This window comes from Nonomuraea sp. NPDC049625 (assembly GCF_040675285.1).
GTDB lineage: Bacteria > Actinomycetota > Actinomycetes > Streptosporangiales > Streptosporangiaceae > Nonomuraea > Nonomuraea angiospora_A.
Genome location: NZ_JBFAOQ010000005.1, coordinates 140,097 through 157,625, shown reverse-complemented (window position 1 = coordinate 157,625; position 17,529 = coordinate 140,097). Strand labels below are relative to the sequence as shown.

General features: G+C 72.0%; 18 protein-coding genes. 13 read left to right on the top strand and 5 right to left on the bottom strand.

The window, feature by feature from the left end:
• Window positions 1–93 precede the first annotated feature (93 nt).
• Both AB0J87_RS23225 and AB0J87_RS23220 read right to left on the bottom strand, forming a co-directional pair.
• Entirely contained in the window at window positions 94–510 is a 417-nt protein-coding gene (locus AB0J87_RS23225) for a RidA family protein (RefSeq protein WP_363968160.1), read from the bottom strand.
• Between the two features lie 22 nt (window positions 511–532).
• Entirely contained in the window at window positions 533–1,111 is a 579-nt protein-coding gene (locus AB0J87_RS23220; RefSeq protein ID WP_363968158.1) for a TIGR03086 family metal-binding protein, read from the bottom strand.
• 70 nt (window positions 1,112–1,181) lie between these two features.
• Between AB0J87_RS23220 and AB0J87_RS23215 the strand changes: the two genes are divergently transcribed.
• Window positions 1,182–1,670, top strand: coding sequence for a MarR family winged helix-turn-helix transcriptional regulator (locus AB0J87_RS23215; protein ID WP_363968156.1), 489 nt, complete (start codon window positions 1,182–1,184; stop codon window positions 1,668–1,670).
• Window positions 1,671–1,681: 11 nt separating this feature from the next.
• Here AB0J87_RS23215 and AB0J87_RS23210 read toward each other — a convergent pair whose 3' ends face one another.
• A complete protein-coding gene (locus tag AB0J87_RS23210) occupies window positions 1,682–2,458 on the bottom strand; it encodes an SDR family oxidoreductase (RefSeq protein ID WP_363968154.1) in 777 nt (258 codons plus the stop codon).
• A gap of 198 nt (window positions 2,459–2,656) precedes the next feature.
• Between AB0J87_RS23210 and AB0J87_RS23205 the strand changes: the two genes are divergently transcribed.
• Window positions 2,657–3,526 carry a helix-turn-helix transcriptional regulator gene (locus tag AB0J87_RS23205; RefSeq protein WP_363968152.1) on the top strand — a complete coding sequence of 290 codons (870 nt, stop codon included), beginning with the start codon at window positions 2,657–2,659 and terminating at the stop codon, window positions 3,524–3,526.
• 52 nt (window positions 3,527–3,578) lie between these two features.
• On the opposite strand, the gene AB0J87_RS23200 is transcribed toward AB0J87_RS23205, so the two are convergent.
• On the bottom strand, window positions 3,579–4,265 hold the full coding sequence (locus AB0J87_RS23200) for a GntR family transcriptional regulator (RefSeq protein ID WP_363968150.1): 687 nt from the start codon (window positions 4,263–4,265) through the stop codon (window positions 3,579–3,581).
• 239 nt (window positions 4,266–4,504) lie between these two features.
• On the opposite strand from AB0J87_RS23200, the gene AB0J87_RS23195 reads away from it, so the two are divergent.
• Genes AB0J87_RS23195 through acnA form a run of 10 tightly spaced genes read left to right on the top strand, consistent with a single transcriptional unit; the run spans window position 4,505 to window position 15,962 of the window.
• Window positions 4,505–5,662 carry an extracellular solute-binding protein gene (locus AB0J87_RS23195; RefSeq protein ID WP_363968148.1) on the top strand — a complete coding sequence of 386 codons (1,158 nt, stop codon included), beginning with the start codon at window positions 4,505–4,507 and terminating at the stop codon, window positions 5,660–5,662.
• Between the two features lie 10 nt (window positions 5,663–5,672).
• A complete protein-coding gene (locus AB0J87_RS23190; RefSeq protein WP_363968146.1) occupies window positions 5,673–7,421 on the top strand; it encodes an iron ABC transporter permease in 1,749 nt (582 codons plus the stop codon).
• Window positions 7,414–8,511: an ABC transporter ATP-binding protein gene (locus AB0J87_RS23185; protein ID WP_363968144.1), complete on the top strand. Its 1,098-nt coding sequence runs from the start codon at window positions 7,414–7,416 to the stop codon at window positions 8,509–8,511. The genes AB0J87_RS23190 and AB0J87_RS23185 overlap by 8 nt, the downstream gene beginning before the upstream one ends.
• Window positions 8,512–8,516: 5 nt before the next feature.
• Window positions 8,517–9,587 carry an isocitrate/isopropylmalate dehydrogenase family protein gene (locus AB0J87_RS23180; protein WP_363968142.1) on the top strand — a complete coding sequence of 357 codons (1,071 nt, stop codon included), beginning with the start codon at window positions 8,517–8,519 and terminating at the stop codon, window positions 9,585–9,587.
• Entirely contained in the window at window positions 9,584–10,231 is a 648-nt protein-coding gene (locus AB0J87_RS23175; RefSeq protein ID WP_363968140.1) for an aspartate/glutamate racemase family protein, read from the top strand. The genes AB0J87_RS23180 and AB0J87_RS23175 overlap by 4 nt, the downstream gene beginning before the upstream one ends.
• Window positions 10,228–11,433 (top strand): 3-oxo-tetronate kinase, encoded by a 1,206-nt coding sequence (otnK, locus tag AB0J87_RS23170; protein ID WP_363968137.1) that lies wholly within the window; start codon window positions 10,228–10,230, stop codon window positions 11,431–11,433. Before AB0J87_RS23175 ends, otnK begins: the two co-directional genes overlap by 4 nt.
• Window positions 11,430–12,041 (top strand): 3-oxo-tetronate 4-phosphate decarboxylase, encoded by a 612-nt coding sequence (otnC, locus tag AB0J87_RS23165; RefSeq protein ID WP_363968135.1) that lies wholly within the window; start codon window positions 11,430–11,432, stop codon window positions 12,039–12,041. The genes otnK and otnC overlap by 4 nt, the downstream gene beginning before the upstream one ends.
• Window positions 12,038–13,093 (top strand): Ldh family oxidoreductase, encoded by a 1,056-nt coding sequence (locus tag AB0J87_RS23160; RefSeq protein ID WP_363968132.1) that lies wholly within the window; start codon window positions 12,038–12,040, stop codon window positions 13,091–13,093. Before otnC ends, AB0J87_RS23160 begins: the two co-directional genes overlap by 4 nt.
• A complete protein-coding gene (locus AB0J87_RS23155) occupies window positions 13,081–13,386 on the top strand; it encodes a putative quinol monooxygenase (protein ID WP_363968129.1) in 306 nt (101 codons plus the stop codon). Before AB0J87_RS23160 ends, AB0J87_RS23155 begins: the two co-directional genes overlap by 13 nt.
• 14 nt (window positions 13,387–13,400) lie before the next feature.
• The gene (gene acnA / locus AB0J87_RS23150; protein WP_363969030.1) at window positions 13,401–15,962 is read left to right on the top strand and encodes an aconitate hydratase AcnA; all 2,562 of its coding nucleotides are present in this window, start codon (window positions 13,401–13,403) and stop codon (window positions 15,960–15,962) included.
• Here acnA and AB0J87_RS23145 read toward each other — a convergent pair.
• Window positions 15,910–16,662 (bottom strand): TetR/AcrR family transcriptional regulator, encoded by a 753-nt coding sequence (locus AB0J87_RS23145; protein WP_363968127.1) that lies wholly within the window; start codon window positions 16,660–16,662, stop codon window positions 15,910–15,912. The genes acnA and AB0J87_RS23145 overlap by 53 nt on opposite strands.
• A gap of 95 nt (window positions 16,663–16,757) precedes the next feature.
• Here AB0J87_RS23145 and AB0J87_RS23140 point away from each other — a divergent pair, with 95 nt between their 5' ends.
• Window positions 16,758–17,507 carry an SDR family oxidoreductase gene (locus AB0J87_RS23140; RefSeq protein WP_363968125.1) on the top strand — a complete coding sequence of 250 codons (750 nt, stop codon included), beginning with the start codon at window positions 16,758–16,760 and terminating at the stop codon, window positions 17,505–17,507.
• Window positions 17,508–17,529: the final 22 nt, after the last annotated feature.

The following is a 17,529-nucleotide window of genomic DNA, read 5'->3' as shown; positions in this document are numbered from 1 at the left end:
CCGATCCGAAGGCTGGGAACCCGGCTCACGCGCACGCAGCCGATCCTCCTGCACGTCGTCCCCAAGGAGACGCCCGGCTCCGTGAAGGTGGGATCAGTTGCGCGCCGACGGGAGCACGGCGACGGCTTCGACCTCGACGAGCTGGTCCTTGTAGCCGAGTACGGTCACGCCGAGCAAGGTGCTGGGCACGTCGTGCTCGCCCATGTACTCCCGGTAGACCGCCCACGCCGTGCCCAGGTCGCTCTGCTGGGAGGAGGCCACGTAGACGGTGGTCTTGACGACATCGGTCAGTGACGCGCCCGCCCCTTCCAGCGCGGTCACGAGGTTGCGCATCACCTGGTGCGCCTGGCCGGCGTAGTCGCCGACCGCGACGGTCGCGCCGTCGAGATCAAGGGGACACGCGCCGGCCACCCAGACAGAACGCACCGGCGCGTCGGCCACCGCGGCATAGGCGTAGTCCACCTGCTGCGTGAGCTGGTGGTTACGGATCAATCTGACGCCGCTGCTCATGTCGTGCTCCATTCCGAAGATTTCACGTGGGCCAGCTCGGCGAGCGGCCCAGGATTGCCACGATCTCATCCAGCCGCGACCCGCCCGACCACGGGAGCGCCGGTGCGAAGGCCGCCCCGGGCGCGAGGCGCGCCTGGCCAACGGGTACGGCTCGCGCCACGGCGAGGGCGGCGTCCAGCAGGTCCGGCGGGAAGTCGACCGCGACGCCCAGCGCCTTGGCGAGATCCCAGGAATGCACCACGTAGTCGATGAAGTGGAAGCTGATCGCCTGCGCCCCGGGGAAGGCGCTCCCGCTGGCGAACTCGGGCAGCGGGAACATGCGCTCCAGCACGCCGTCGGCGGCGAAGGCCGCCAGGACGTGTTCGGCGGAGGCCCGGTAGCTCGCCACGGGGTCGTCGCCGAGGGAACGCAGCTTCCACCGGGCGAGATCGCCGTCTCCCCTGGACGCCGCGGCGAAGCCGTAGTGCTGGGTGGCCATGTGGGCGAGCAGGCCGTACACGGTCCATCCGAGGCAGGGCGTCGGACGGGACAGATCCTCGGGCCGCACTCGATCCGCCAGTTCGACGCTGGCGCGAACGGCCTGCGCGTCGAGTGCGACCATGAGCCCATTTATATGCATTCGCATATGGTCTTCGGATGCATATGATCTGTCAACCGGATATCTTGGACCTGTGACGGCCCGCCGCGATCTCGCCGAGATGCTGCATCCTCTCCTGCAGTCGCTCATCGCGGCGGAGCTGCCGGTGCTGGCGGCGCATGGTGTCTCCATGTGGGGATACACCGTGCTCGGCGCCCTGGACGACGGCTCCGTACGTACGCAGGCCGCTCTGGCCGAGGCGATCGGTGCCGACAAGACCCGCATCATCGGCACCCTCGACAAGCTCCAGGCGGCCGGGCTGATCACCCGCGAGCCGGACCCGCACGACCGCCGCGCGCGGATCCTCACGATCACCGCCGAGGGCCGCGAGGTGCGCGGGTCGGTGCGGGCCGAGATCCAGGCGAACGAGGAGCGCCTGCTCGCCCGCCTGCCCGCGGCCGACCGCCACGGCTTCCTCCGCGCCCTGCAGGCGCTCCACCGGCTGCCCCGCGAACAGATCGCCGAGAGGTCGCCGCTCGACCGGCGGCCCACCCGGCGATCGAACGCGACCCACGACCGTTGAGGAGCGGCCGATCAGCTGGGCTGGCCGGTCGGCATGATGGTGACCTGCTGAAGGTTCACCCGCGGCGGGAGGCTCGCGAGAAACCCGACGGTCTCGGCGACGTCCTGCGGCGTGAGCCACTCCATCGTCTCCTTGGCGCCCTCCAGCCACGCCCGGGCCCCCTCGTCGGTGACGTGGCTCTGCAACTCGGTCGCGACGATGCCCGGCTCGATCGCCGAGACCCGCACCCTCTTCGCGCCCAGCTCGACCCGCAGGTGGCGGGAGAGATGGGTGACGTACGCCTTGGTCCCGGAGTAGACGGCGAAGTTCGGGAAGATGTTCTGGGCCGCGATCGACGAGGTGTTGATCAGGTCGGCCACTCCGCGCTCGGCGGCGGCCTTCACCAGCTGGGGGGTGAACGCGGCGATGGCGTTCATCAGGCCGGTGATGTTGAGGTCGATCTGGCGCTGCCACTGGGCGGTGGCCAGCTCCTCGATCGGCGCGGGGAGCATGACGCCCGCGTTGTTGAACAGCAGGTCGGCGCCGCCCAGCTCGGCCGCCACCCGGTCGGCGGCCGCCTGCGCCGCGGCCGCGTCGGTGACGTCGACGGCCAGGGCCAGCGCCCGGCCGCCGTTCTTCTCGATCCGGGCGACCAGGTCGTCCAGCCGCTCGGCGCGCCGCGCCAGGACGACGACGCGGGCGCCCAGCTCGGCCAGGTGCTCGGCCGCCGCCTCGCCGATGCCGCTGGAGGCGCCGGTGACGACCGCGACGCGGCCGGTGAGGGAACGGGCAGAGATCTGCGTGGTCATGGTGGGTACCTTTCAAGGTGGGTGAAGTGACAGGTGGCCGCGGCCGGCATCGCCGCAAGCTCCCTCATCAGGACACCACCCGACAGGCCCTCGCAGGCCGTCAAAATGGGCCCTCACCAGGCAGGTCTCCGCGAAACTGGTACTGTCAGGGCCACCCTGGCGAGGACCGGTCGTGCCAGGCTTGGCCACACTGGAGACATGGACCGAAGCAGCGAGATCGCCGACTTCCTGCGCTCACGGCGCGCCGGGATCACCCCCGAGGAGGCCGGGCTGCCCTTCGACGGGCGCACCCGCCGGGTGCCCGGGCTGCGCCGCGACGAGGTGGCCCGCCTGGCCGGGGTCAGCACCGAGTACTACACCCGGCTCGAGCAGGGCCGCGGCGGCTCCCCGTCGCCCGAGGTCGTCGAGGCCATCGCCCGGGCCCTGCGGCTCAACCCCTCCGAGCGCGAGCACCTCACCAACCTGCTGGTCCGCCCCGCCGACGCGCGCCGGGCTCCGGTCAGCCCGCAGCGGGTCAGGCCGGGCCTGCACCTGATGCTGCACACCCTCGACCACGTGCCCGCCTTCATCCTCGGCCGCCGCACCGACGTGCTGGCCTCCAACCGCCTCGCCCGCGAGGTGCTGACCGACTTCGACGCCCTGCCCGCGCCCCGGCGCAACCTGGCCCGCTACTACCTGCTGGACCCCGAGGCCCGCGAAAGGGTCGGCGACTGGGAGCGGATCGCGGCCGAGACCGTCGCCGTCCTGCGCCTGGAGGCCGGCCGCTACCCCAACGACCGCCAGCTCGCCGACCTCGTCGGGGAGCTCACCCTGAAGTCGCCGGAGTTCTCCGCCTGGTGGAACGACCACCGCGTGCTGCGCCGCACCCACGGCGCCAAGACCTACCACCATCCCGTCGTCGGCGATCTCCACTTCTCCTACGAGTCCTTCCAGGCACCCGGCGACGTCGACCAGACCCTGTGCGTCTACAACGTCGAACCGGGCTCGGCGACCGCCCAGGCCCTCCAGCTCCTCACCAGCTGGACGGCGCCACAGCAGCAGGCGCACCCCCGGCCCGGAGCCTCCTGACGCTGCCCGGCGCTCGCCCGGCGGTTCGCGCCGAGTCCGGCCGCCGTCCGTATCAAGAAGGTTCGGCGGGGTGCTTGCGCAGGCGCCAGGCGGCCTGGGCGCCGAGGCTGGTGTCGATGTGCTCGCGCATCACGCCGGCGGCCGACTCCGCGTCGCCCGCGATGACGTACTCCAGCAGGGCCTCGTGCTCGGCGGCCTTGCGGTCGCGGGCGGCCTGGCCGCGCTCGACCTCCAGAGCGAGGCGGCGATAGCGGTCGGCCTTGTCCCACAGGCCGTCGAGGGTCTGGATGAGCAGGTCGTTGTGGGAGGCCGCGTAGAGGGCGGCGTGGAACTTGCGGTGGGCCACGAACTGCTCGTAGCCAGGGTTGCCGGGCAGCGGCTTGAGGCCCTCGTGCGCGGCGCGCATGGCGGCGATGTCGGCCTTGGTGCGCCGTTCGGCAGCCAGCCCGATCGCCAGCGGATCGAGGGAGCGGCGCAGCTCCAGCAGGTCGCGGGCCTCCTCGGCGGCCAGCGGCGCGACGCGGGCGTCGCGGTGGGCGTCCAGCTCGACCAGCCCCTCACTTTTGAGCCGGCGCAGCGCCTCGCGCAGGGGAGTGGTGCTGATGCCGATGTCGCGGGCCAGCTGCGCCTGCGCGATGACGGAGCCGGGAAGCAGCTTCCCGGACAGGATCAGCTCTTTGACGCGCAGGTAGGCGAAGTCCGCCTTCGTCGTGTAGAGCTCGGCCGCTGATTCGCTCATCGCTGTCCTGTCTCGTCGGTCACCGTTATAACCTACACCGCCATCCAGTCTTGTCGGCAAGAGCCGGGACCGCTCGTCGGAAAACCAGAGCGCCGGATCGTCGCCGCTATAAGGCATCTCATAGGCTCTTCGCGTTACATTCCGGAAACGAGGGCTTGACGTCATAGGTTATAACGAAGCAGAGTGTGCGGCATCGCAGGCGGCGGCTGGTCGGTCGCGCCTGGTCTAGGAGGAAGCACATGACCACCTTCCACCCCACGTTCCGCGCCCTGGGCGTCGCCGTACTCGCACTCGGCCTCCTCACGGCCTGCGGCGGTGGAGGCAGCAATGGAGACGGGGCGGCGAAACAGCCGCCGCCGAACACGATCGCGACGGGACGGGCCCCGTCCTACTACCCGAGCGACTACGCCCAGCTCATCGAGGCGTCCAAGAAGGAGGGCGGCACGCTCACCATCTACTCCAACACCGACCAGGAGAACTGGGCGCCGATCTTCCGGGACTTCGAGAAGAAGTACCCCTGGGTGACGAAGATCGCGGCCAACAACCTGGACAGCGACGAGGTGTTCCAGCGGGTGCTCAGCGAGAAGGCCACCGGCAGCTCGCCGGCCGACCTGGTCGTGTCGAACGCCGCCCAGGCGTGGGCCGACTTCGCCGCCCGGCCGGGAACCCTGATGGAGTACGCCTCGCCGGAGAAGGGCAAGCTGCCGGACTTCGGCGAGCTGCTGCCCAACGTGTACGCCATGTCGGCCGACCCCATGTCGATCGCGTACAACACCTCGCTGCTGCCCGAGAAGCCGACCGGGCTGAAGAGCCTGGCGACGATCCTGGCCAAGGACCCCGCCCAGTACAAGAGCAAGATCACCACGCGGGACGTGAGCGGCGCGTTCGGCTTCACCGTCTCGCACGCCTTCGCCGAGGCCCGCCCCGACTCCTGGACCTCGCTGCAGTCGGTGCTGCCGCTGGCCAGGCCGGAGACGTCGTCCGGCACCCAGCTGGAGAAGATCACGTCCGGCGAGTACGTGGCCGGTTTCTTCGTCAGCGCCGCCCCGGCGTACCCCGTGGTGGAGAAGAGCGGCGGCCTGCTGGCGATCTCCTTCCTCGACGACGGCACGGTCGTGCTGCCGCGCGGCGTGGGCATCGCCGCCAAGGCGCCGCATCCGGCGACCTCGAAGCTGTTCGTGGACTTCGTGCTGTCGCAGGAGGGCCAGCGGGCGGTGGCCGAGGGCGGGCTGACCTCCTACCGCGACGGCGTCGCGACCGGCGACGGCCTGCACACCTACCAGGAGCTGGTCAAGGCGGTGGGCCAGGCCAACATCATCCTCGCCAAGTACGCGAAGGTCCCCGACGCCGAGGTCAAGTCGTTCACCGGCAAGTGGAACGGCCTGCTCGGCCGCTGAGAGGAACACGATGACCACCCTTTCCCCGCCGCGTCCGCCGGCACATCCCCCGCCGCGCTACCGCAGGCCGCTGGGGCTGGCCCGGGAGAGCTGGCTGCAGTACGCCGTGCTGCTCCTGCTGGCGGTCCTGGTGCTGGCGCCGGTCGTCCCGACGCTCTACCAGTCCTTCCTCGACCGCCCTCTGTACGAGGCGGGCGGCGTGCTCGGCGCCGGCAACTACGTGCGGCTGTTCACCGAGGCGGGATTCGGCCGCGTCGTGCTCAACACGGCGCTGTTCGCGGGGCTGACCACCGTGCTCAGCCTGCTCATCGCGGTGCCGATGGCCGTGGTCGTGGTACGCACCAAGCTGCCCGGCGGCCGCGTCTTCGCCGCCGCCATGCAGTGGCCATTCTTCATCTCCTCGCTCATCCTCGGCTTCGGCTGGATCACCATGTACGGCCCGGCCGGGTTCGTCAGCGTCGAGGTACGCCGCCTGCTCGGCTTCCTGCCGTGGAACCTGTACTCCATCCCCGGCATGGCGCTGACCGAGGCCGTGGCGCTGGCCCCGATCGTCTACACCTTCTGCGCCAACGCGCTGCGCCAGAGCGACGCCTCGCTGGAGGCCGCCGCCCAGGTGTGCGGGGCCGGGCCGCTGCGCATCCTGCGCTCGGTGATCCTGCCGCTGCTGCGCCCGCCCGTCGTCTACAGCTCCATCCTGGTGGTCAGCATGTCGGTGGAGACGCTGAGCGTGCCGCTGCTGTTCGGCCAGCCGGTACGCATCGACGTCTTCTCCACCTTCCTGTACCGCAACGGCCTGCAGTCCATCAATCCGGACTACGGGGTGCTGGGCGCGGCGTCGGCGATCATTCTGCTCGTCACCGTCAGCCTGGTCGCGCTGCAGGCCAAGCTGCTGAAGAACGCCCAGCGGTTCGTCTCCGTCCGCGGCAAGGCGACCCGCCCGCGACCGCTGGACCTGGGCCGGCTGAAGTGGATCAGCATGGCCGCCATCGCCTTCTACGTGGTGATGGGCGCCCTGGTGCCCATCGGCGGGCTGGTCTTCCGCTCCTTCACGCAGGTGTTCACGCCGCTGCAGTCACCGTTCAAGACCCTCACCGGGGACAACTACGAACGGATCTTCACCTATCCGGTGTACGTGCAGTCCATCGTCAACAGCCTGCTGGTCGCGGCGATCGGCGCGGTCCTGGTCAGCGCGCTGTCGCTGCTGGCGGTCATGGTGGCCAGGCGCTCCACCTTCCGCTTCGCCCGCGCGGTGGAGTATCTGGCGCTCGCCCCGCAGGCGATGCCCGGCATCATCGTCGGCATCGGCCTGTTCTGGGCGCTGGCCTTCGCGCCGTTCGGGCTGGGCACCCTGATCCAGGGCACGCTGTGGGCGCTGATCATCGGTTTCGGGCTGCGCGCGCTGCCCAGCGGGTTCGGCTCCATCTCACCGTCGATCATGCAGATCGGCCGGGAGCTCGACAACGCCGCCCGGGTCTCCGGCGCCGACTGGGTGCGTACGTTCACCCGCATCCTGGCGGCCCTGCTGCGGCCGGTCTTCGCCGGGGCGCTGATCCTGACGTTCGTGACGCTGCTCAAGGAGTACTCGCCCGCGGTGTTCCTGGGCTCGGCGGACTCCAACATCATCGGCACGACCATGCTCGAGCTGTGGGTGCAGGGCAACACCGGCTCCGTGGCCGCGCTGGCCAGCCTGCAGATCGCCATCACGGCGACCTTCGTCGGGCTCGCCGGACTACTTCTCAAGGGGCGTACAGATGCCTGAGGTCAAGGTCGCCAACCTGTCCAAGCAATTCGGTGACAACGCCGTCCTGCGCGACATCTCCTTCACCATCGCCGACGGCGAGTTCTTCACGCTGCTCGGCCCCAGCGGCTGCGGCAAGTCCACCACCCTGGCGTGCATCGCCGGCCTGGAGCGGCCGAGCACCGGCAGCATCGCGGTCGGCCCGGCCACGTTCGTCGACGCCGGCACGTTCGTGCCGCCCGAGGGGCGCAACCTCGGGATGGTGTTCCAGTCGTACGCGCTGTGGCCGCACATGACGGTCGCGCAGAACCTGGCCATGCCGCTCAAGATCCGCAAGGTCGACAGGCGCACGCAGGACGAGCTCATCACCGAGGCCCTCGGCAAGGTGGGCCTGGCCGAACTGAAGGACCGCTACCCGCACCAGCTGTCCGGCGGCCAGCAGCAGCGCGTCGCCCTCGCCCGTGCCCTGGTCTACTCGCCCAGCGTGCTGCTGCTGGACGAGCCGCTGTCCAACCTGGACGCGCAGCTGCGCGAGCAGGCCCGCGCCTGGCTCAAGCGGCTGCAGGAGGAGCTCGGCATCACCACCGTGTACGTCACGCACGACCAGGAGGAGGCCCTGGCCCTGAGCGACCGCATCGCGGTGATGTCCAAGGGCGACATGGTGCAGATCGGCACCCCGAAAGAGATCTACGAGACCCCCGCGACCGCCGAGGTGGCCGCGTTCGTCGGTCGCTGCAACTTCCTCACCGGCACGATGACCGGCCCCGCGGAGGTGCGGCTGGACTGCACGGGGCAGACCATCGCCGTCCCGGAGGGCACGCCGGGCCCGCGCGTCACCGTGGCCGTCCGCCCCGAACGGCTGGAGATCCTCCCGCCCGGCCGCAGCGCCCCCGCCGACGTGAACGTGCTCACCGCCGAGGTGCTCACCAGCTCCTACATCGGCTCCCGCTACGAGTACGACCTGCGCCTGGGCGACCACGTCATCCAGGCGGAGACCGCCCGCCCGGGGCTGAGCGGCGAGGTCACGCTCGTCGTCGAGCCCGCCGCCTGCCTGCTCTACCCGACCACCGACGCCCTGCCCGAGGACGTCGAAGCACTCGTAAGGACGTAAATTTCGTGACTTCCTACCGTCTTGGCGTACTCGAAGGCGACGGCATCGGCCCCGAGATCGTCCCCGCGTCCGTCCTGGTCGTGGACGCCGCGCTCGCCGCCGCCGGAGCCGCCCCCGTCGAGTGGGCCGAGCTGCCGCTCGGCGCCTGCGCCATCGACAGCCACGGCGACGCCGTACCGGAGGAGACGCTCGCCGCCCTCGCCGAGGTGGACGCCTGGCTGCTCGGCCCGCACGACAGCGCCGCCTACCCCGAGCCGCACCGCTCCAAGCTCAACCCCAGCGGCACCATCCGCAAGCACTTCGACCTGTTCGCCAACATCCGCCCGGCCAAGTCCTTCGACGGTGCCGACGCCGTCGTCCCCGGCACCGACCTGGTCATCGTCCGGGAGAACACCCAGGGCTTCTACGCCGACCGCAGCACCTACAAGGGCAGCGGCGAGTTCATGCCCAGCCCCGACGTGGCCATCGCCATGGGCATCATCACCCGGCCCGCCGTCGAGCGGATCGCCGTCGAGGCGTTCGAGCTCGCCTCCCGCAGGCGCGGCAAGCTCACGATCGTGCACAAGGCCAACGTGCTGAGGCTGACCACCGGCATGTTCCGCGACGTCTGCCGCGAGGTCGCCGCGCGCTATCCGGACGTGGCCGTGGACGACTTCCACATCGACGCGATGACGGTGCACCTGGTGCGGCGGGCGAACGACTTCGACGTGATCGTCACCGAGAACATGTTCGGCGACATCCTGTCCGACCTGGCCGGCGAGATCGCCGGATCGCTCGGCATCGCCCCGTCCATCAACGCCTCCCACGAGCGCGCCATGGCCCAGGCCGCGCACGGCTCCGCCCCCGACATCGCCGGGCAGGACGTCGCCAACCCCATCGCGATGATCCTTTCCAGCGCCATGCTGCTCGACTGGCTCGGCGCCCGCCACCAGGACCCCGCTTTGGTCCGGGCCGCCGCCCTGATCGAGGCCGCGGTCGCCGACACCGTCCGGGGCGGCACCCGTACCCGTGACATGGGCGGCACGGCGGGCACCCGAGCGTTCGCCGAGGCCGTCGCCGCCGGTGTGAAGCGATGAACCCGACGATCGCGGTCGTCAACGCCACCCCGGCCTCCATCCGGCCCGCCGCCGACGGGCTCGGCGAAGGGTTTCCCGAGGCCAGGGCCTGGCACCTCCTGGACGACCGGCTCGTTACCGAGGCCGACGCGGCCGGCGGCATGACACCCGCGCTGACGCGTCGCATGCTCGCGCTCATCGACTACGCGGTCCGCGGCGGCGCCGACGCGGTGCTGCTGTCCTGCTCGATGTACGGCCCGGCCGCCGGGCTCGCCCGGCGGCTGCACGAGGTGCCGGTGACGGGCTCGGACGAGGCCGTGTTCGCCGACGTCGCCCGGCGGCGGCCCGGCACCGTGCTCGTGCTCGGCTCGCTCGACTCCGCGGCGGCGGACTCGGCGCGGCGGCTCAAGGAGGTGGCGGACGGCGTCGAGGTGCGCGCGATCGCGGCGCCGGGAGCCGCGCCCGCGGCCGCCGCCCGCGACTGGCCGGACCTGACCGACGCGCTCGCGCGGGCCGCCGCGCCTCACCTTGACGGCGTCGAGCTGGTCCTGCTCGGGCAGTACTCGATCAGCCCGGTGCACGCCGAGCTGGCCGACCGGCTCGGCCTGCCGGTGCTGAGCCCGCCGCTGGCGGCGGCCCGGGCGTTGCGCGAGGCGCTGGCATGAGCGTGCTGCTGGGCTGCGTGGCAGACGACTACACCGGAGGCACCGACGTCGCCGCCGCGTTGCGCCGGTCGGGCCTGCGCACGGTGCTGATCTTCGGCATCCCCGGGCCCGCGACGGTGCTCCCGGACTGCGATGCCGTCGTCGTCGCGCTCAAGACCCGCTCGATCCCGGCCGGGGAGGCGGTCGCCGCGTCGCTCGCCGTTCAGCGGTGGCTTCACGAGCGCGGAGTCCGGCGCCTGTACGTCAAGTACTGCTCCACCTTCGACTCCACCGACCAGGGCAACATCGGCCCGGTCGCCGACGCGCTGACCGAGGCGGGCGGGGCCCGCCTGACCGTGGTGTGCCCGGCCGCTCCCGAGCACGGCCGCACCGTCTACCAGGGGCACCTGTTCGTCGGCGACCGGCTGCTGTCGGAGTCGTCGATGCGCCACCACCCGCTGACGCCGATGACCGACCCCGACCTGGTCCGCGTCCTGGGACGGCAGACCCCGCACCGCGTCGCGCTGGTCGCGCACGAGACCGTCCGGCGCGGAGCGGACGCGGTGCGCGCGGCGCTCGACGCGCTGCGGGCCCAGGACGTCCGGTACGCGGTCACGGACGCCCTCGACGACCGCGACCTCGACGTCATCGCCCGCGCCAGCGCGCACCTGCCCGTCATCACGGGCGCGGCGGGGCTGGCCGGAGCTCTGGAGACCGCCCGGCACGAACCGGCCACACCTGCCCTTCCCACGGGACCAGGGGTGGTGCTCGCGGGCAGCTGCTCGGCCGCCACGCTGGAGCAGGTGGCCCTGGCCCGCCGGCACATGCCCTCCTACCGGCTGCGCGCCGAGGAGGACGGGCTGGTCGAGGAGGCCATCGGCTGGCTGGAGGCCAACCTCGCGGCGGAGGGCCGCGCCATGGTCTACTCCTCGGCTCCCCCCGAGGAGCGCTCGCCCGGCGCCGCCGGGCTGCTGGAGCGGGCGCTGGCGGCCGTCGCCGCCCGTGCCGCCCGGCTCGGCGTCCGGCGCATCGTCGTCGCCGGCGGCGAGACCTCCGGCGCCGTGGTCAACGCGCTCGGCGTGACCGGCGCGGTCGTGGGCGCCGAAGCCGACCGGGGAGTCCCCTGGCTGTTCACCACCGGCCACCCGAGCCTGGCCCTGCTGCTCAAGTCCGGCAACTTCGGCCGTCCCGACCTGCTCGTCACAGCCCTGGAAGCACCATGACCGATATTTCCTCACAAATCGCTGAGCTGGGCGCGTCCCTGTTCCGCCGGCGGCTGACGCACGGCCGTACCGGCAACCTCAGCGCCCGCACCGGCGACGCCTTCCTCATCACCCCTACCGGTGGCTCCCTCGGCGACGTCGCGCCCGATCAGCTGTCGCTGGTCAGCCTGGCGGGCGAGCACCTGGACGGGCCGCGCCCGTCGAAGGAGGCCTTCCTGCACGCCGCCTTCTACCGCGCCCGCCCGGACGCCGGCGCGGTCGTCCACCTGCACAGCACCTACTCCGTCGCCGTGTCCTGCCACGACGGCCTCGACCCGGACGACGTGCTGCCGCCGCTGACCGCCTACTACGTGATGCGCGTCGGGCGGCTGCCGCTGCTGCCGTACCACGCGCCCGGCGACCCGGAGCTGGGGCCGATCGCCGAACGGGCCGCCCGCACCGCGCACGCGCTGCTGCTGGCCAACCACGGGCCCATCGCCGCCGGCGCCGACCTCGCCGCCGCCGCGGACGTCGTCGAGGAGCTGGAGGAGACGGCGCGGCTGTGGCTGCTGCTGCGCGACCGCCCCGTCCGGCCGCTCACCCCCGACCAGGTCAGGAGCCTGTCGTGATCCCTGCCTCCGAGCTGATCTCCTTCGGGATCGAGGTCCTGACCTCGCTCGGCGTCCCCGAACCCGACGCGCGGCTGGTGGCCGACAGCCTGGTCACGGCCGACGCGTGGGGCCACCCCTCGCACGGCATGCTGCGCCTGGAGTGGTACGCCGACCGCCTGCGCGCCGGGGCCATGCGCGCGGTGACCGACGTGGCCACCGTGCTCGACGGCGGCGCCGTCGCCGTCCTCGACGGCCGCGACGGCATCGGCCAGGTCGTCACCGCGTACGCGGCCCGCGACGCCGTACGCCGCGCCGGCGAGCACGGCGTGGGCGTCGTCGCGGTGCGCGACAGCAACCACTTCGGCACCGCCGCGTACTTCACCCGCATGATCGCCGCCGAGGGCTGCGTCGCCCTGCTGACCACCAACGGCAGCCCCGCCATGGCCCCGTGGGGCGGCCGGGAGAAGAGCGTGGGCGCCAACCCGTGGTCCATCGCGGTGCCCGGCGGCCGGCGCGGCCCGGTCGTGCTCGACATCGCCAACACCGTCGTCGCCCGGGGCAAGATCTACGCCGCTCTCGAACGCGGGCACGCCATCCCCGAGGGCTGGGCCCAGACGGCGGACGGCGTCCCCACCACCGACCCGGCCCTGGCCGTCGACGGGCTCATCCTGCCCATGGCCGGGCACAAGGGGTACGGCATCTCGTTCATGATGGACGTGCTGTCGGGCGTGCTGACCGGCAGCTCCTACGCCACCGACGTGGCCGGCCCCTACGTCCCCGACCGCCGCAGCGGCTGCGGCCACCTGCTGCTCGCGCTGCGCCTGGACGCCGTGGCCGACCCCGCCGACTACGCCCGCCGCCTCGACGACCTCATCGACCGCACCAAGGCCGTGCCGCTCGCGCCCGGCTTCGACGAGATCTTCTATCCCGGCGAGATCGAGGCCCGCAACGCCGCCGAATCCGCCGTGGCCGGAGTGCGCCTGCCCGGAAAGACCCTGCAGGGCCTGCGCCGGCTCGCCAAGGCGTGCGCCGTCCCGCAACCCGCCTGGATGAGCGCATGTTCGTCGTGATCGTCCAGCTCCAGGTGCGGCCCGACCGCCTGGAGACCTTCCTCGACGGCATCCGGGCCAACGCCCGCGCCACCCGCGACGAGCCCGGCTGCCTCCGCTTCGACGTGGTGCACAGCGACGACGACCCGCACCGGTTCGTCCTGTACGAGATCTACCGGGACGAGGCCGCCTTCTTCACCGAACACCGCGCCGCGCCGCACTACGCCGCCTGGCGCCAGGTGGCCGAGGCGTGCGTGACCGAGCACCGCAACACCTTCTGCCATCCCGTCTCGCTCCAAGGGCAGGCCACGTGACCGACTTCCTCACGGTGGGATCTCGCCGTTACCGCATCCACACCGTCGACGCACCCGCGCGCCTGCCGTACAGCCTGCGCATCATGCTGGAGAACCTGCTCCGGCACGCCGCGCCCGCCGAGCAGGTGCGGGCCCTGACCGGATGGCGGCCGGACGCCGGCCGGACCGCCGCCGTGGACCTGCATCCCGCCCGGGTGTTCCTGCACGACACCAACGGCGTGCCCGTGCTGGCCGACCTGGCCTCCATGCGCGACGCCATGGCGGCGCTCGGCGGCGACCCCGCCTCGGTCAACCCGGCCATCCCCGCGGAGCTGGTCATCGACCACTCCATCATCGCCGACGTCTTCGGCCGTCCCGACGCGCTGGCCCGCAACGCCGACCGGGAGTACGAGCGCAACGCCGAGCGCTACCGCTTCCTGCGCTGGGGCCAGGCGTCGCTGCGGGGCTTCACGGTGGTGCCGCCGGGCAAGGGCATCATGCACCAGATCAACGTCGAATACCTGGCCAGGGTGGTCATGTCCCGCGGCGATGAGGCGTACCCGGACCTGTGCCTGGGCACCGACTCGCACACCACCATGGTCAACGGGCTCGGCACGCTCGGCTGGGGCATCGGCGGCATCGAGGCCGAGGCGGCCATGCTGGGCCAGTCGGTGTCCATCCTCGTGCCCGACGTGGTGGGCGTGCGCCTGCACGGCGAGCTGCCGGTCGCCGCCACCGCGACCGACCTCGTGCTGACCCTCACCGAGCTGTTGCGCGACCACGGGGTGGTCGGCAAGATCGTCGAGTTCCATGGGCCGGGGGTCACGGCGCTGCCGGTGACCGACCGGGTGACGATCTCCAACATGAGCCCGGAGTTCGGCTCCACGGCCGCACTGTTCCCCGTCGACGCCGAGACGATCCGCTACCTGCGCTTCACCGGCCGCGACGGCGACCACGCCGACCTGGTCGAGGCGTACGCCAGGGCGCAGGGGCTGTGGCACGAGCCGGACGCGCCGCCCGCGTACACCGCCGACCTGGACCTCGACCTGGCCACCGTCGTCCCGTCCGTCGCCGGCCCGCGCCGCCCCCAGGACCGCATTCCTCTGGAGGGGGTGAAGGCCGCCTTCCGCGCGCAGGAGCGGCCCCCCGTCGCGGCGGAGCGGGAGATCACGCACGGGACCGTCGCCATCGCCGCCATCACCTCCTGCACCAACACCTCCAACCCCTCGGTCATGGTCGCCGCCGGGCTGCTCGCCAAGAAGGCAGCCGAGCGCGGGCTGAGCGCCAAGCCATGGGTGAAGACCACCCTGTCGCCCGGCTCGCGCGTCGTCATGGACTACTACGGCGAAGCGGGCCTGACTCCCTACCTGGAACGGCTCGGCTTCACCCTGGCCGGGTTCGGCTGCATGACGTGCATCGGCGCCTCCGGCCCGCTCGTCGAGGAGGTGTCGAAGGCCGTGGCCGAGCACGACCTCGACGTGGCCGCGGTCCTGTCGGGCAACCGCAACTTCGAGGGCCGTATCCAGCCCGAGGTGCGCTCCAACTACCTCGCCTCGCCGCCGCTCGTCGTCGCGTACGCCCTCGCCGGCACGATGGACCTCGACCTCACCACCGAGCCTCTCGGCACCGACCCCGGCGGGCGTCCCGTCTACCTGCGTGACCTGTGGCCCGCCCCGGAGGAGGTGCGCGCGGTCATCGAGCGGGTGATCAGGCCGGAGATGTTCGCCCGCGCCTATGCCGACGTCCTCGACGGCGACGAACGCTGGCAGCGCCTGGACGTCGCCGGCTCCGCCACCTACCCCTGGGACCCCGCCTCCACGTACGTGCGCCGCGCCCCCTACCTCGACGGCATGTCGCCCGAGCCGCCGCCCGTCACCGACATCACCGGCGCCCGCGTCCTGGTCAAGCTGGGCGACTTCATCACGACCGACCACATCTCACCCGCTGGGGCCATCCTCCCGTCCAGCCCCGCCGGCCGCTACCTCACCGGCCTCGGCGTGCCACGTCACGAGCTCAACACCTACGCCTCCCGCCGTGGCAACCACGAGGTCATGATGCGCGGCGCCTTCGCCAACGTCCGCCTGCGCAACCAGCTCGCCCCCGGCACCGAAGGCGGCCTCACCGCCGACTTCCTGGACGGCGGCACGATCACCACCGTGTACGAGGCCGCCCGCGCCTACCAGGAGGCCGCCGTACCGGTCGTGGTGCTGGCCGGGGAGGGTTACGGCGCGGGCTCCTCCCGCGACTGGGCCGCCAAAGGCCCCGCGCTGCTCGGCGTGCGCGCCGTCATCGCCAAGTCGTTCGAACGCATCCACCGCTCCAACCTGGTCGGCATGGGCGTCCTGCCGCTGCAGTTCCTGCCCGGCCAGGGCCCGGACGAGCTCGGCCTCACCGGCCGCGAGGTCATCGGCGTCACCGGCCTGGCCGCGCTCGGCGGACCGCGGCTCCCGCCCACCCTGACCGTCACCGCCGGCGGCGTCACCTTCCAGGCTCGCCTCCGGCTCGACACGCCTCGCGAGGCCGACTACTACCGGCACGGCGGAATCATGCCCTATGTCCTGCGCGGCCTGCTGGCAGCTGCGCGCCGATCCCGTTGAGCACACGATCCAGCCCGTGCCGGAAGCGCTCGGCGGGGGAGAGGTGCGCGGTCCTGGATTCCTGCACGGATCGGCCGAACAGGGGGTAGGCGCCCGACCCGACGATCTGCCGTACGTACGGCCCGATGTAGTCGCGTTTCCAGCGCTCCGGGTCCAGGCCGGTACGGCGGGCCTCCTCCAGCCAGCCGATCTCGCGGCGGATCGCGCTGTGGACGTAGTCGTTCACCATGCTGACGAAGCCGGTCATCTCGTCGATGTCGAGACCGAGCCCGTCGAGCGCGCCCAGGGCGAACTCGTGCACCCGCAGCAGCTGCGGGCCCAGGGTCGGGCGGCCGCTGAGCAGCGGGGTCAGCCAGGGATGGCGCAGGCCGGCGGCCCGGGTCTCGCAGGCGACCAGGGAGAGGTCGCCTCGCCAGTCGCCGGACGGCTCGGCGGGGAGTTCGAGCTCGCCCATCGCCAGGTCGATCATGAGGTCGAACAGGTCATCGCGTTTCGGTACGTAGCGATAGAGCGACATGGCGCCGGTGCCCAGCTCGCCCCCGATCCGGCGCATGGTCGCGGCCTCCACCCCCTCGGCGTCGGCGATCCGGACGGCCGCCCGGGTGATCTGCTCGCGGCTGTAGCCGGGCCGCCGCCCGGGCCCCGAACGCTCCAGGCGCTCGGGCCGCATCCAGATGCTGATCAGTTCCTCGTCGGACATCCTGGCCTCTCCCTAACTTGCGTACACAGTACTCGAATGGCTAGGGTCCCATTTCGAGTACGAAGTACGCGAAATAAGGGAAGGCGTGATCAGCAATGACGACCTTGACCGGCAAGACGGCGCTCGTGACCGGTGCCAGCAGGGGGATCGGCCGGGCCGTCGCCACCCGGCTGGCCCGGGAGGGCGCCCGGGTCGCCGTCCACTACGGCAGCAACGAGGCGGCCGCCAAGGAGACGGTCGTGGCCATCGAGGCGGCCGGCGGGCAGGCGTTCGCCGTACGGGCCGAGCTGGGCGTGCCGGGGGACGCCGAAGCGCTGTGGGACGGCTTCGACGCCCACGCCGACGGCCTGGACATCCTGGTCAACAACGCGGGCATCCTCGGCGACCAGGATGAGATCGACGGCGTGACCAGGGACGGCTTCGAGCGGCTGTTCGCGGTCAACACGACCGCGCCGTTCTTCATCACCCGGCTCGCCCTGCCGCGGCTGCGGGACGGCGGCCGGATCATCACCATCGGCACGATGCTGACGCGGGGCGCGGCCATGCCGCGGGCGATCGGCTACGCCATGTCCAAGGCCGCGCTCGACGTGCTGACCACCGCGCTGGCCAAGCAGCTCGGGCCGCGAGGCATCACGGTCAACACCGTGGCGCCCGGCGTCATCGACACCGACATGCACCAGGGACGCCTGGTCGGCGAGGCCCTGGCCTGGCTGTCGTCGCAGTCGCCGCTGGGCCGGCTGGGAACCCCGCAGGACGTCGCCGACGCGGTGGCCTTCCTGGCCGGTGACGACAGCCGTTACATGACCGGGCACCGCCTGGACGTCTCGGGCGGAACGACCATGTGACCCGCGGCGATGAGTTCAGTGC